Source organism: Cyanobacteria bacterium QS_8_64_29 (genome assembly GCA_003022125.1).
Lineage (GTDB): Bacteria > Cyanobacteriota > Cyanobacteriia > Cyanobacteriales > Rubidibacteraceae > QS-8-64-29.
Window position 1 is genome coordinate 1 of sequence record PXQH01000067.1, and the last position, 13,125, is coordinate 13,125.

Annotated in this window: 14 protein-coding genes; 7 read left to right on the forward strand and 7 right to left on the reverse strand. The window is 64.4% G+C overall.

Features of this window, described 5'->3' with window-relative positions:
* Nucleotides 1-40: 40 nt before the first annotated feature.
* The 3 genes from BRC58_11050 to BRC58_11060 form a co-directional block, all read right to left on the reverse strand.
* Nucleotides 41-505 carry a hypothetical protein gene (locus BRC58_11050; protein PSP15784.1) on the reverse strand — a complete coding sequence of 155 codons (465 nt, stop codon included), beginning with the start codon at nucleotides 503-505 and terminating at the stop codon, nucleotides 41-43.
* Nucleotides 506-657: 152 nt separating this feature from the next.
* Nucleotides 658-873 (reverse strand): hypothetical protein, encoded by a 216-nt coding sequence (locus BRC58_11055; GenBank protein PSP15785.1) that lies wholly within the window; start codon nucleotides 871-873, stop codon nucleotides 658-660.
* Between the two features lie 205 nt (nucleotides 874-1,078).
* Nucleotides 1,079-2,236 (reverse strand): gluconolaconase, encoded by a 1,158-nt coding sequence (locus tag BRC58_11060; GenBank protein ID PSP15786.1) that lies wholly within the window; start codon nucleotides 2,234-2,236, stop codon nucleotides 1,079-1,081.
* A 115-nt stretch (nucleotides 2,237-2,351) separates the two neighbouring features.
* On the opposite strand from BRC58_11060, the gene BRC58_11065 reads away from it, so the two are divergent.
* A complete protein-coding gene (locus BRC58_11065; GenBank protein ID PSP15787.1) occupies nucleotides 2,352-2,999 on the forward strand; it encodes an SAM-dependent methyltransferase in 648 nt (215 codons plus the stop codon).
* 28 nt (nucleotides 3,000-3,027) lie between these two features.
* Here BRC58_11065 and BRC58_11070 read toward each other — a convergent pair whose 3' ends face one another.
* Nucleotides 3,028-3,894 carry a ribokinase gene (locus BRC58_11070; protein ID PSP15788.1) on the reverse strand — a complete coding sequence of 289 codons (867 nt, stop codon included), beginning with the start codon at nucleotides 3,892-3,894 and terminating at the stop codon, nucleotides 3,028-3,030.
* A gap of 33 nt (nucleotides 3,895-3,927) precedes the next feature.
* On the opposite strand from BRC58_11070, the gene rsmI reads away from it, so the two are divergent.
* The 4 genes from rsmI (at nucleotide 3,928) to BRC58_11090 (ending at nucleotide 7,217) form a co-directional block, all read left to right on the forward strand.
* The gene (gene rsmI / locus BRC58_11075) at nucleotides 3,928-4,806 is read left to right on the forward strand and encodes a 16S rRNA (cytidine(1402)-2'-O)-methyltransferase (protein ID PSP15789.1); all 879 of its coding nucleotides are present in this window, start codon (nucleotides 3,928-3,930) and stop codon (nucleotides 4,804-4,806) included.
* Entirely contained in the window at nucleotides 4,803-5,765 is a 963-nt protein-coding gene (locus BRC58_11080; protein PSP15790.1) for a dienelactone hydrolase, read from the forward strand. The genes rsmI and BRC58_11080 overlap by 4 nt, the downstream gene beginning before the upstream one ends.
* A 63-nt stretch (nucleotides 5,766-5,828) precedes the next feature.
* On the forward strand, nucleotides 5,829-6,956 hold the full coding sequence (locus BRC58_11085) for an FAD-dependent monooxygenase (GenBank protein PSP15791.1): 1,128 nt from the start codon (nucleotides 5,829-5,831) through the stop codon (nucleotides 6,954-6,956).
* Between the two features lie 36 nt (nucleotides 6,957-6,992).
* Nucleotides 6,993-7,217, forward strand: coding sequence for a hypothetical protein (locus tag BRC58_11090; protein ID PSP15792.1), 225 nt, complete (start codon nucleotides 6,993-6,995; stop codon nucleotides 7,215-7,217).
* 151 nt (nucleotides 7,218-7,368) lie between these two features.
* Here the strand turns inward: BRC58_11090 and BRC58_11095 are convergent, their stop codons facing one another.
* A complete protein-coding gene (locus BRC58_11095; protein PSP15793.1) occupies nucleotides 7,369-7,941 on the reverse strand; it encodes a hypothetical protein in 573 nt (190 codons plus the stop codon).
* A 71-nt stretch (nucleotides 7,942-8,012) separates the two neighbouring features.
* Nucleotides 8,013-9,506 (reverse strand): recombinase B, encoded by a 1,494-nt coding sequence (locus BRC58_11100; protein PSP15796.1) that lies wholly within the window; start codon nucleotides 9,504-9,506, stop codon nucleotides 8,013-8,015.
* A 90-nt stretch (nucleotides 9,507-9,596) separates the two neighbouring features.
* On the opposite strand from BRC58_11100, the gene BRC58_11105 reads away from it, so the two are divergent.
* A complete protein-coding gene (locus BRC58_11105) occupies nucleotides 9,597-10,778 on the forward strand; it encodes a cysteine lyase (protein PSP15794.1) in 1,182 nt (393 codons plus the stop codon).
* A gap of 47 nt (nucleotides 10,779-10,825) precedes the next feature.
* The gene (locus BRC58_11110) at nucleotides 10,826-11,911 is read left to right on the forward strand and encodes a glycosyl transferase (GenBank protein ID PSP15797.1); all 1,086 of its coding nucleotides are present in this window, start codon (nucleotides 10,826-10,828) and stop codon (nucleotides 11,909-11,911) included.
* Between the two features lie 8 nt (nucleotides 11,912-11,919).
* Here the strand turns inward: BRC58_11110 and BRC58_11115 are convergent, their stop codons facing one another.
* Complete coding sequence (locus tag BRC58_11115) at nucleotides 11,920-12,777, reverse strand: inositol-1-monophosphatase (GenBank protein ID PSP15795.1); 858 nt, start codon at nucleotides 12,775-12,777, stop codon at nucleotides 11,920-11,922.
* Nucleotides 12,778-13,125: the final 348 nt, after the last annotated feature.

The window sequence follows — 13,125 nt, forward strand, 5'->3', positions numbered from 1 at the left end:
GGGGAGCCTTGTCCCGTTGACCGAGCCCGAGGTGCGACGCCTACTGCTGGCCATCGTGCTGCCCAAGTTGCAAAGTGCCGAGCAGGCGTTGCTTTGGTCGCACTGGCGTCGCCATTACCAAGCCGTCGCGCGACGCTGTCACTACCGAGCTAGACCGCCCGACTCCAAACCGCGACTGTAGTACTAGGGCGGCACGCGCCACGCCGCGATTGGCCAAAGCTGCCGCAAATTCGGGGTTCTGGCGCAAGGCGGCGTCAAAGTCTGAGAGCGCGCCTTGCAAGTTACCCAGCTGGGTGCGGGCATTGGCGCGGTTGAAATACGCCGAGGCATTGTCCGGATCGAGCTCGATGGCGCGGTCGTAGTCGCGCACGGCTGCGTCGTAGTTGCCGCGCAGCGTCCGGGCAATGCCGCGATTGAAATCTCGAATCCCCCTGCTGAGTTTTGGTGACGCCTTGCTCGAGCAGCGTTTGGGCCGACTCGCTGGGCTGTGCCCGAGCGCCCGCAGCGGGGAACGTTACAGCGCTGCCTAGCAGTATAAGCAGCGCGCAGGCCAGCGCCGTTAAGCGCGCGATCGCCGTCCGTTCCATGGCAGAGGCTGGTAGTATTACTACCTCTCCATCCTATTGGGGTGGCTCCTGGGTTGCTGCTGCCAGCCGGCTATTTAAAGTCAGTCAGCTCGTACTCGAGCGAGGCACGCTCGATGTTGCCATCATCGCGCCTGAGTGAGGGGTTGAGGCGCTGGAGCAGGCGGCGCTGCGAGGTGTTCCCCAGGCGGAACTGAATGGGGGACTCCCAGCGAAACTCAGAACCGCGAACGGCGCTCGAATTCGCCTTGGGCGCAAAGGTTTGGCCGTAATCGCCTGGGTTGGTCAAAGAACGGCTGCGAAGGGACTCGAGCGGGCGCGAGCAGGCGGCCCGTGCACCATTGTCACGGTCGCGGCTGCTAGCAGTAGCGCCAGGGGCCAGGTTTTGCATGGCTTCATAACGGATGAGGGCGAATCTGGCTCTTACTTCAAGCCTATTGCACGCGAGCGGCGGCTGGCCTCATCCGTGCAGCCGATCCCAATGCCCTCAGCGCTTAGCGCAAGCGGACGGGATCGGCCTCGACGGGCAGGCGAAACAGGCTGTAGGGACGCTCGCGCCGGTCCTCGCCCCGATGGAAATTGGGACTGCGCTGCAGCTGGTTGGCGGTGACGTAGAGGTAGCCATCGCCGGGTAGCGATAGGGTGTCGGGCCACAGCAGGCGCGGATCGTGAACGAGCGTTTCGAGTTGGCCGTCCGGGTGGCGGCGGTGAATGGCGTTGTGCTCGTAGTCAGTGGTGTAGATGCGGTTGCGGGCATCGGCCGCTAGGCCGTCCGAGGCGCCTTTCTCGCCATGGTCGATGACAGTGGGCGCTGCCGGCCGGTCCGGATCGGCCAGTACATCCGCGCTGACGCTATAGAGGCGGCGGCTCGAGAGCGGGCAGTAGTAGAGCCGCTGGCCGTCTGCTCCCAGGGCAATGCCGTCCGAGCCCACGGCAAACGGGCGCGTCTCGCCCTGCGGCGGTCGGCTCAGCAGCGGTTTGCCCTCGACCAACGGCAAAAAATCCGGCTCCGCTCGCGTGGAGGGATGGTCGTGGAGCTGGCGCCAGCTCTCGCCCGAGGCCAAATCGACAACAATAATGCCGTTGGGGCCGCTCAGCGAGGAGTCGGTAATGAAGGCCATGCCCGCCTCGCCGCGGCGCAGGTCAAAGCGGACGTCGTTGAGGTAGGTCATGGCTAGGGCCACCTCGCGCGGCAAGACAATTTTGCGCGCGATCGCGTCGCGCTCGAGATCGATGCCAACGAGCTTGGGGCCGCCGTACTCAGTGGGGCCGAACTCGATGCTGCCGGTATCCAACACCCACAACCGATTGGCAGGACCGACGACCACGCTCTGCACCGAGACGAACGAGCTGGCGAGATCGTCGAAATCGGGTTGGTTGATGGCCGCATTGGGATAGGGCACCAGTTCGCCGTCCCGAATTTCGGCAACGGTTGCTTCGACCCCATCGCCCCAACGCGGGAAGTTGGTAAAAATGCGGCCGCCTTGCGAGACCGTTACCCCGGTGGGCATGGCCCCTTCGTAGCGAAAGACCGACTCCAGCTCGCCGACGTAGCGCTCGCTGGGCAGTGCATTGGCTGCTGCCGGCGGAGTCGGCGCCAGGCCCCAGGCCAGCGCAATGGCAGCAGCCACAAGCGGTAACAGCACTCGCATGGCTCAAGCACGACTGAGTTGGGTGTGCCGCTCAACTTAGCACGCGAGTGGCAATGGCGCTGCCAGGAGTCCTGCATCGCTACGATCGCGACAGTCCGCGTCGTTTGGGTTGATTATGGTCTTGCAACCGCAGCAGCGCCAAAAGATCGATACGGCCGATGATGCCCTGTTTTACAGCGCGCCGCGCTTGGTCACCCATGCAGATGACGGTTTTCTGGAGCAGCTCACCCAGCTCTATCGGGAGCGCCTGCCGCCCGACGGGCGCATTCTGGATCTGATGGGCAGCTGGGTCTCGCACCTGCCCGAGGAGATGGCCTTTGCGCACGTGGAAGGGCACGGCATGAACGAAGCCGAGCTCGCGCGCAACCCGCGCTTGGATCGCTACTTCATCCAAGATTTGAATGCCAACCCCGAGCTGCCGCTAGCGGATGCCAGCTTCGATGCCGTTCTCATTGCCGCCTCCATCCAGTACTTGCAGTACCCGGAGGCCGTTTTTGCCGAGATCCGCCGCGTCCTGCAACCGGGTGGCGCGGCCATTGTTAGTTTCTCCAACCGCATGTTCTACCAAAAGGCGATCGCGGCGTGGCGCGATGCCACGGATGCCGAGCGCATCGAGCTGGTCAAGCGCTACTTCCGCGCGACTGGCGGTTTTACCGAACCGGAGGCGATCGCGCGTCAGTCCCAGGTGCCGGCGGTCCTACAACTGTTGGGTGTGGGGGGCGGCGACCCGTTCTATGCCGTGTTGGCCGAGCGCGCTGCCTGAGCCGTTGACCGGCACTCGCTCAAGAGATTTAGGAACGTGACGGCTCCTCCATCCACTGGCGCGAGCCGAAGGACTGGCAGGCGCGGCTTGCAACTTGCGCGGCTGCCGTTAGGGCACTGGGAAAGTCTCGCTCGAGGGCGTGGTGACAGAATGCGCCGTGCAGGATATCGCCGGCTGCGGCCGTATCGAGGGATTCGACAGTGGGGACCGGGATTTGGCCCTCGCCGTCCGGGCTAAGGTACGGGATGGGTCCCTCGCCCTGGGTGATGGCCGCATGCGGGATGCCGCAGTCGGCCAAGTAGGCAAACGTATCGGCTTGGGTCTGGCAGCCAGGCGGATAAAAGTCGGCCGAGCAGATGGCGTAGGTCACGTAAGGCAAAACGCGCTCGAACCCCGGCTTCCAACTGCCGCCGTCGATGGCAACCGGGATGCTGCGAGCGCTGGCTTGCTTAGCGAGGGCCTCGCTGGCTGCCATCTGGTGGCCGTCAAGCAGCGTGATCGCGACGTTGTCGAGGTAGCCTTCGAGGGCAGAAGCCCCCTCGGGCTGCACGGCCGGGGCTTTGAGGGAGATGACCGTACGCTCGCCGCTAGCGCGATCCACCAAAATGGAGGAAACCGGCGGTGGGGCGCTCCGCTCGGGATCCAAATCGCGCAGCGCGACGCCGTAGTGCGCCAAATCGGCCCGGATGAGCTCGCCGCTGGGGTGCTGGCCCACGGTCCCCAGCAGCGCCGCTGCGTTCCCCAGATAGCTAAAGGTGACAGCGGCATTGGTCGCCGGACCGCCGGCCGCCAGCGTCCAATCGGCCGCTGCGATTTTCTCGTTGGGTTGGGGCAAGTGATCGCAAAGGTAGATCCAATCCAGCGTTACCATCCCGACGAACAGCCCCTTGGCCATCACCGCACCGCATCCGCGTTCTGCGCTCTCAGCATGCCATCCGCGCCCAGCGACGACCCAGCGGCCGGACCGCTGTACCTGGTGGCAACGCCCATCGGCAACCGGGACGACATTACCCTGCGCGCGCTCAAAACGCTGCAGTCGGCGGATGTCATTGCCGCCGAAGATACGCGCCGCACGGGACAGCTGCTGCAGTATTTTGAAATTGCAACGCCGCAGCTAAGCTACTACCAGCACAACTGCCGGCAGCGCCAACCCATGCTGCTGGCGCGCTTGCAGCGCGGCGAGGCAGTGGCCTTAGTTAGCGATGCCGGCCTGCCCGGCATTTCAGATCCCGGGCGCGAGCTGGTGCGCGCGTGCTGCCATGCCGGCATCCCCGTGGTGCCCATCCCCGGCGCAACGGCAGTGACGGCTGCGCTGGTGGCCTCCGGGCTGCCCACCGAGCGGTTCGCCTTTGAAGGGTTTTTGCCTACCAAACACCAGGCGCGCCAGCAGCGGCTGCAAGCCCTCAAAACCGAAACGCGCACCATCGTGTGTTACGAAGCGCCCCACCGCCTGCAGCGCACCCTGCGCGATCTGGCCGCAGCGCTGGGGTGCAATCGCCCAATCGCCGTGGCGCGCGAGCTCACCAAGCGGCACGAAACGTGGCTGCGCCTGACCTTGGGCGAGGCGATCACGCACTACGCCCAAGGCACGCCCAAAGGGGAGCTAACGCTGGTGGTAGCCGGTACCGACGAAGGTGACGCGATGGCGCTATCCGAGCGCGAGCTCAAAGCGGAGCTGCAGCAGCTCATGCGCCAGGGCCTGACGCGCTCGCAGGCCAGCCGCCAGTTGGCCCAAGCAACGGCGCGCTCGCGCCGCGAGCTCTACCAACTCACCCTCGAGGATGCTGAGCAGCCGCCCCAGCCATGACCGTCCGCGCGTTCTATCGGGCGGCCAGCATCGAAGGCGCCCAGCCGCCCCACAACACGCTCACCCTCAAGGTGTACTATCCCGCACTCGATCGCCAAGGGCGCAATCCCAACGAGATGGTGCCTGCCGATGCCGCACAGGCCCCTCTCCCAGTGGCAATCTTTCTACCCGGCTTCCACTGCCACCTAGAGGCCTATCAATGGTTGCTGGTGCGCCTCGTCGAGCGCGGTTTTGTCGGCATTGCCTACCACTGGCTCGCGCCCGCAGGGCTAACCCCAGGCATCGACGCCGCACGCTGGATGCCGGATGCCTACGGGACGGCGCCAACGGCCCTGGCACTGCCAACGCTGTTGGACGAGCTCGAGCGGCTGCAAGCAGACAGCATTCTGGCAGGACTGCTGGACTTGCAAACCGTCGTGCTGGGCGGCCACTCGGCAGGGGGCCGTTTGGCGCTCGAGAACGCCACGCCGCAGTTTTTCCCGCAAGTGCGGGCTGCCTTTGCCTACGCCGCATATACAGGCGTTCCTACTGCCTTCGGTTATGCGCCTGCAACGGTGCTGCCGGTCTCTGGCGCCGTTCTCATCTTGATGCTGAACGGAACGCAAGATGGCATCATCGCCCGCGCTAGCAGCCAGTACGGCCTCGCCGAACCCGATCCGCTCGCCATGGCGCGCCGAACGTTTTGGCACGGCATCCAGTACGGCAACGGCGACAAGTATTGGGGACTGCTGGATGGGGGGAACCATTTTGTCCTCACCGATCCGGCCGATGCCACGCTGGGCACGCTGTCACTGGATTGGCCTGCGACGCAGTCGCCCCAGCGCCTGCGCGACGCGGCCGGCCGGGCAATTGGCGCTTTTCTGGATGCGCACCTCCGCGCGCGAGCGGGAAGCCCTGCAGCGCTGCAGCAGGCGCTGGACGCATCCCAGGCGCCGATTGCTGCCCTGGAGCAGCGCTAGGGATGCTCGCTAGCATGCCAGTAGTTCGCCCGCGATCGCGGTACTACCGACAGCGCGCCAGGCATGGACGCCCCCTACGATGTCGCCATTATTGGGGCCGGTCCGGTGGGCCTAGCAACGGCCATTGGACTGCGCGAGCGCGGCATCACCAACCTGACCGTGCTGGAGCAAGCGCGGGCTTTCCGCAAGGCCGGCCAGATTGTAGATTTGCTCCCCAACGGCCTCAAAGCGCTCCACTACCTGAGCCCGCAAGCTTATCGGGCTGTCCGCAACCGCCGCTTGCAGGGCCCCAGTGCCCAGCGCTGGCTGCGCAAGGATCCGAGCGGGGGCGATATCGATGCGTTTTCGCTCGATGACGCTGCTTGGGAACAGGCCTACGGGACCGGTTGGGCCCCCCTGTACTGGTACGTTCTGCAGCAAGCCCTGCGGGACTGCTTGCCGCCCGATACCATCCGGCTCGACCGCCGCTGCATTGACGTGACCGAGGAGCCGACGAGCGAGTGCGTGCGCGTGGACTGCCTCTCGCGCTTGGGGGAGATGCCCAATCCCTACGCCCACTGGGAATCGGGTACGGCGGCCGACCGCACCACCTCTGACTCCGCTCAGTTGGGAACGCCAGTGCCGCCCGTACGCGCCCGGCTCGTGCTGGCTGCCGACGGCATCAACTCCATGGCGCGCCGTGCGCTCTACCGGGCAACGCCCTATCAAGCCTATGCCTGTCCCGAGTATTCCGGTTTTGCTGCCATCGGCTGCCTGGATGCAGGCGAGGTGCCCGCCGATCTGAGCGCCGAGCTCGATCGCCGCTACAACCTCGACGGCAACGTGCTCGCGCTGGCCCACCCACAGGCCACCGCAACCCCCACCCAGTCCAAGACGGCGCACCTGTTCGCCTTTCGCCGCCCCAACGGGCACTTGGGCTTCATGCTGCATGCTCCCCTACCGCTGGCATCCGTGCAGGCCAGCAATGGCGAAGGTGCGATCGCGCTCGCAACCGAAGCCCTGGCCCGAGCCGAGTTTCCCAAGTTGGTGCAGCGGCTCGTGCAGCTGGCGCCACCCGGCGAGCTCATCAAACGTCCTTACTACATCCATTCCGCCCGCCAGGCCGACAGCGGCACTGAACCGCCTTGGCAGTGGGGACGCATCGCACTGCTGGGCGATGCGGCGCACGGCATGCCGCCGTTTTTAGCCTAAGGGGGCAATCAAGGCTTGGAAGATGCAGCCGCGATAGTGGCGGTCGTCGCTCCTCTGCTTGCCCAGTCCCACCAACCGGATCGGGCCACCCTTGAAGCCGCCTTCCAGCGCTACGAGCGGTACCGCCGGCCCTGGGTCATTGAGGTGCAGCGCGCCATCGCCCAAACCCTGTCGTTTGAGTCTCAACCAGCGCGCCGGACTCGCTTTCAAAAGCTCTTTGGCCGTAATATCGAGCAGGAACTGACGGCTGCGCTTGGCTAGCGGGGCAGCCTTACTCTGGCTCTGGCAGGATGAACCGATCAAGTCAGGACAATGGCAGACTTAAACGATGGATTAATTATTTAAAATTTGAGCGAAAAAGTCCACACTAGCAGTCAGTAGTGCTCTGTTAGGCACAGACTTTTGTTGCAACTCAGCTTGTCGCAATAGCCTCTAAATAAGGCTGAATGTATTGCCGTCCTTTCTCAATATAGTGAGGAGAAAATAGGTATTGATAATCCCGATTCACTAAGTTGAGGGCATTTTCTATTCGTTGATGCCCATAAACAATAAACTGTGCTACTGAGGAAGCATAGTATTGCCGTTTTGACTCTCTAATATTGCTTTTGAAGGCAGATTTGTAAAGCGAACGACCTGCTTCAATAAAGGATTTTTGTTCGCCATCAAACTCGATTTTTCCTTCGCTCGGGAAGTAGAGCTCTGCGCGCTTGATGAACCCCATTACTAGATTCATGCATTCACGGGTTCGTTCGGCAGAGAGGCGGTTTTCTTTGCCGAGCCGAAACCCCCATTGAGTGCAACCATTGACAACCTCTAATACCCGTAGCTTGGCAAACTTGTTTAGAGCCTCATCCGAAAATTGCTCGAGTCGTTCAATATTGTCTTCTATCAACTTCTTGAATCCTTCATAATCTTCCTCGAAAAACTCTTTTAGCTCCTCAACTTCCGCCAGCTTTTCCCAATCAACCGTTCGCTGTTTTTGCATCAGTCTGCTCCTAAATCTCGATCCGAATTGTATCGAGCTGCCGTCTGTGGCGCTGCGCGCGCGCCCAGCCGTCAGTGTTTTGCAAAACTGGAGCGAACGGGGGCATGACCGACTCCCGGTGCTTGCCGGGCGAGAAAGTCCGCCAACCAATGCTTGAGGCGATAGGTGGCGCGGCAGTCGTCCTCGTTGTAGCGTTGGATGGCCTCCAGCAGGCGCCGATCGCCGCCGCTCAGCCAGCGATCGTACCAACAGATCGACCGATCGCCGCTGCCCTCGGGGTCGCGCCAGCGAAAGCCCAGCCACTGCGCGATCGCCTTGAGCGAGTAGCGCTCGACCGGAAGCGTAGCCGCGCCCGCCACCAGCCGGTGCAGATCCACCATGCGCGCCAACAGCGAGTCCAGTTGCCCCCGGGGCGTGGCGTAGCGTTGGGCCAGGCGCCGGCAGGCCTCTGGTTCGTATTCGGAGTAATGGAAAATGGGCGCGTCCGGGTACTGCCCGATGTAGGCCAGAAACTGATGCCAAGCCTGGCCTTCCTGCTCGGGACGCTCGGCGACAAAGGTGCGGAACTGCTCGGTCCCCGTGGCGCGATCGACGCGCAGCACGCCGAATAAATAGTCGAGGCCGCGCTTGGGCTCGGCCTCAATGTCAAAGCACAGCTCGGTTGCAGCGGTGGGAAGCTCGCGCGCCACCCTTTTGGCGCTCGCTTTGGGCAGGGCACAATCGCGCAAGTGCGCGCGGGCCTGCTGCTGCAGCTGGGCTGCGCGATCGCGGCCCAGGACCGCCGCCAGCTCGCCCAGCGGCGCTGCCGTTAGGCCCTCCGGGGTGGTGATGTTGCGGGCGTGCAGGAGGGCGTAGCGCGCTGGGGTGACACCTGGCAGCAGCGATAGGTGCCGTTGCGCGCGCGCCACGCCATGGCAAAAGCCGTACCAGTGGCACAAATCGCAGCGCTGGCGGGCGATAAACACCTCCGGTTCCTGCCCCGAGCGCAGCATCTGCCGGCATTGCTCGAGCAGCGCCTGCATGCGCGGCACCCACTCCGCCAGATCCACCGTGCGCTGCTTCTGCTGGCGCAGGATCAGGCGCGCTCGGGCCGGCCAGCTCCCCTGGACCGCCGTCAGCACCAAAGCCTGAAACGCCGCTACGACGCGGTACTCGGGCTTGGACCGCTGGCCGAAGCGCACATCGACTGGCTCGTAGGCCCAATCGCCCCAGGCGCTGGGGCCTGAGGTTTTGACCAGCAGGGTGGGCGTACTGACCCAAACGGGATCGCCGGGGTCGGGCTCACCCGCCAGCGCCCAGGGCGACAGCACGCCTCGATGGATCCGGGCAACGCCCTGGCGCATGAGCGCCTGGGTCTCGCGCGCCTGGCTTGGCCAATCCGATGCTTGGGGTTGGTGGCAATCCAGGCCGGCGAGCGCTGCTGCAACGTTTTGCTGGCTGTCCCGGCGCAGCTTTTGCAAAAACTCTCGTTCCGGGTCGCGCTGCTGCGGGTCACCGTGAGCATCCAGGTACGGGCGGCGCGCGCAGCGCTGGTAGTGCAGCAGTACTTCGTCGGTGAGCAGCACGGCGGACCGGCGGCGGACCGGTTCGGCGGCAGCCATTGGCAGTTCAGGCCGCGCCCGCAATAGAATGCATGGGCACGCTGCAACCCCTTCATGACCAGTACTAGCCCGAGCGTAGCGCGCCTGGAACAGCACCGGCAGCAGTTCCCGGGGCTGCAGGCCAAAGCGTACTTTAACTTTGGGGCCCAGGGGGTGCTGCCGCAGGGCGCCTTGGAGGCCATCCAGCAAACCTATGCCGAGATCGAGTGGCAGGGCCCGTTTGGCGGGCAGGTCAATGCCTGGCTGGCGGACGAAACCGAGCGCACCCGCGCCGCGATCGCCGCCGAGCTGGGGGCGACCCCCGAGACCATCGCCCTAACCGAAAACGTCACCGCCGGGTGCAACATTGCGCTTTGGGGCCTGGCGTGGCAGGCCGGCGATCACCTGCTGCTGACCGATTGCGAGCATCCTGGCATCATTGCAGCGGCCCGCGAGATTGCGCGCCGCTTTGGGGTCAAAATCGACACCTGCCCCATTGCCGAGACCCTCAACGGTGGCGATCCGGTAGCCGCCATTGAGCAGGCCCTACAGCCCCGAACGCGCCTGGTCGTCCTGTCGCACCTGCTGTGGAACACCGGGCAACTGCTGCCGCTGCGCGACATTGCAACGGCGTGCCACGCCCAGGGCACCCGCGTGTTGGTGGATGCAGCCCAGTCAGCCGGCTCGCTACCGCTGGATCTGACCGATCTGGGAGCCGATTTCTACGCCTTTACCGGGCACAAATGGTTCTGCGGCCCGGCCGGGGTGGGCGGGCTCTACGTCCGGCCCGAGGCTTTCGAGGCACTCCAGCCCACGTTTGTTGGCTGGCGCGGGATTGAGCTGGACCGGCGCGGCCAACCGCAGGACTGGCAGCCCGATGCACGGCGCTTTGAGGTGGCCACCTCGGCTTACCCGCAGTACGTGGGCCTGCGCCACGCGATCGCGACCCACCGCGCCTGGGGCACGGCCCAGCAGCGCTACGCGCAAATCGGCCAGGGGAGCGCCTACCTGTGGGAGCAGCTGGCGCGGCTCGAGGGTGTGCGCTGCTTGCGCTCGGCGCCGCCTGAGGCAGGGCTAGTGTCGTTTCAACTGGCGGGGCAGGCCCACCAACCGATGGTCGATGCCCTGGAGCAGCAGGGCTTTTTGCTGCGCACGCTCAAGGATCCGCCCTGCATCCGCGCCTGCGTCCACTACCTGACGCTGCCGGCCGAGCTGGATCGCCTGGTTGCGGCGATCGCGCAGCAGCTGGCCGCTTAAAGTAAGGCGGCTACAATCGGGAGCGGATGGGCCCGGACCCGCTCGGCATGCCGCGCTCTAGCCTGTACGTCGCCATTACCAGCCACGGCTTCGGCCACGCCGTGCGCGCCTGCTCGGTCGTGGCGGCCATGCAGCAGCAGGATCCCGAGGTTTATCCCATCCTGGCCACCACCGTGCCGCGCTGGTTGCTCGCGGCTTATCTGCCGGGCGCGTTTCACCAGCGCGAGCGCGCCCTGGATGTGGGGGCGGTGCAATCGGACAGCATGACCCTTGATCGGGCCGCCACCTTGGCGCAGTGGCAGCAGCTGGAGCGCGAGTGGGCGGCAATAGTGGCCGAGGAAGCCGCTTTCGCGCGCGAGCAGGGCGCCTCGCTAGTGCTGGGCGACATTCCGCCGCTGGCGGTCCCCATTGCCGAGGCCGCCGGCGTGCCAGCCTGGCTGATGAGCAACTTTGGCTGGGACTACATCTACCGGCCGTGGGGCGGCGAGTTTGCCCGAGTGGCCGACACCATTGCCGATTGCTACAGCCGCAGCGATCGCCTGTTCCGGCTGCCCATGCACGAGCCCATGGCGGCTTTCCCGGCCGTCACCGATGTGGGGTTGGTGGGGGGCAGCCCGCGCTTTGAGGCTAACCGCGTGCGGGCCGAGCTGGGCATTGAGACGCCCCCCGAGCGCACCGTATTGCTCACCTTTGGCGGGTTGGGGTTGCAGCAGTTGCCCTACGCCAACTTGCGGCGCTTCCCGGACTGGCAGTTCATCACCTTCGACCGCGAGGCACCGCCGCTGCCCAACCTCATGCCGGTTACCGATGCCCCCTACCGCCCGGTCGATCTCATGCCGCTCTGCGGGCGCGTTATCTCCAAGCCGGGCTACAGCACCTTTGCCGAGGCTCTGCGCGTGGGGGTTCCCATCGCCTCGCTCACCCGCGAGGACTTTGCCGAGGGGCCCCTGCTCGTTGAGGGCCTGCGCGATTATGCCTGGCACCAGATCCTGACCCCTGCCGAGTTCCTGCAGGGGGACTGGTCGTTTTTGCACGACTCTCCCCAGCCGCCGCGCCGGGCGCACGCCCTAGCCACAGACGGCACCGAGACCATCGCGCAAGCGGTGATCGCGCACTGCCGGGCCGCGGCTTGAGCTACCTGTCAGCCGGCTTGCTGCACGGCCGCCCGCAGGTCCCGGTGAACTGAGGCCGAGGCAGCCACCAAGACCCCGGGTAGTTGGAAGTTGGGATGGGCGTGCAGCGGCGGCAGGGGCGAACCGTCCAACAGCGTGGCGGTGCAGCCGGCCTCGCGCGCCAAAAAGGTCAGAGCTACCCCGTCAATGAAGTTGGCAGCCGGCAGGACCGCCCCAGCCAGCTCGCCGCTCAGGATGCCGTTGAAGTTAGGAATTTGCACTTGGGACGAGTAGGACGTTGCAACGTCAATCAGCCGGTACTTGGCCTGCAGGGCCGGTGCGAGCTTGCCCATCTCCCAACCCAGAAAGATGGCGGGCTCCGGGCGATCGCATGGGAGGGGATGGCAGGACGCCAAGTCCGCATCGAGACTGCCCCAGAAGGCGCTTTCCCCGCGCAGCGCGTAGTAGTAGCAGTTGCGCGCTGGCGAGACGGCCAGAGCAGCTTCGCAGTCGTCCCAGTTGAGGACGCTCAGCACGATCTGATAGTTGGCGTGGCCGTCGATATAAAACTGGGTGCCATCGATGGGGTCGAGCGTGACGAGGGGATCGCCTGCCGGGCCCAGATCGGGGGCGCGGAAGTAGGACGTGTTGTAGGAGCGATCGCGCTCCTCACCGTAGAAGCGCAGCTGCGGGAAAGTCGCCAATAGCGTGACTTCCACCAGGTTTTGCACGGCTAAATCGGCATCCGTTAGCGCGGCGGCAAACCAATTGCTGCCGGCTTCTTTGGCCGGGAGCGTGCGAATCTGGGGCTGCAGTTGCCGGGCGTAAGCCGCTGCCACCCGCAGCTGCGGTAGGAGCGCGGCCAGGATTTGGCGCGGAGTAGGCATGGTATAGAAAAATGCCTGATTCGTGAACGGAGAGTGCATTCATACTTAAACGCCTAAATTTTCCTTTTCGAGGGATTTTTGGAGACTTGCATCGCTGGCAACTAACGTTCACGTATGGTCTACGACTGCTATAGATGGCAACTTTCAGCGAAGTAGATGTGTGTGCAGTTTAATGCTCCTGATTTGCTGGAGTATAACTACAAAACGTAATTAGAGTGGCAGCTACACCAATAACTGAATAGCGTCACTTATTATTCCAAAAGCGATATAGTTAACACTCAAATTCCCGCGTATTCTACTTCGGGTTGCCAAAAGAAATGGCTCAACTTCTCCGGCCACTACTGGAGT

Excerpts from the sequence above, each read along its gene's own strand:
- BRC58_11115 (PSP15795.1), bottom strand. The coding sequence starts at position 12,777 with ATGCCTACTCCGCGCCAAATCCTGGCCGCGCTCCTACCGCAGCTGCGG.
- BRC58_11060 (PSP15786.1), bottom strand. The coding sequence starts at position 2,236 with ATGCGAGTGCTGTTACCGCTTGTGGCTGCTGCCATTGCGCTGGCCTGG.
- BRC58_11095 (PSP15793.1), bottom strand. The coding sequence starts at position 7,941 with ATGCAAAAACAGCGAACGGTTGATTGGGAAAAGCTGGCGGAAGTTGAG.
- BRC58_11105 (PSP15794.1), top strand. The coding sequence starts at position 9,597 with ATGACCAGTACTAGCCCGAGCGTAGCGCGCCTGGAACAGCACCGGCAG.
- BRC58_11080 (PSP15790.1), top strand. The coding sequence starts at position 4,803 with ATGACCGTCCGCGCGTTCTATCGGGCGGCCAGCATCGAAGGCGCCCAG.
- BRC58_11085 (PSP15791.1), top strand. The coding sequence starts at position 5,829 with ATGGACGCCCCCTACGATGTCGCCATTATTGGGGCCGGTCCGGTGGGC.
- BRC58_11065 (PSP15787.1), top strand. The coding sequence starts at position 2,352 with ATGGTCTTGCAACCGCAGCAGCGCCAAAAGATCGATACGGCCGATGAT.
- BRC58_11070 (PSP15788.1), bottom strand. The coding sequence starts at position 3,894 with ATGGCCAAGGGGCTGTTCGTCGGGATGGTAACGCTGGATTGGATCTAC.
- rsmI (PSP15789.1), top strand. The coding sequence starts at position 3,928 with ATGCCATCCGCGCCCAGCGACGACCCAGCGGCCGGACCGCTGTACCTG.
- BRC58_11110 (PSP15797.1), top strand. The coding sequence starts at position 10,826 with ATGCCGCGCTCTAGCCTGTACGTCGCCATTACCAGCCACGGCTTCGGC.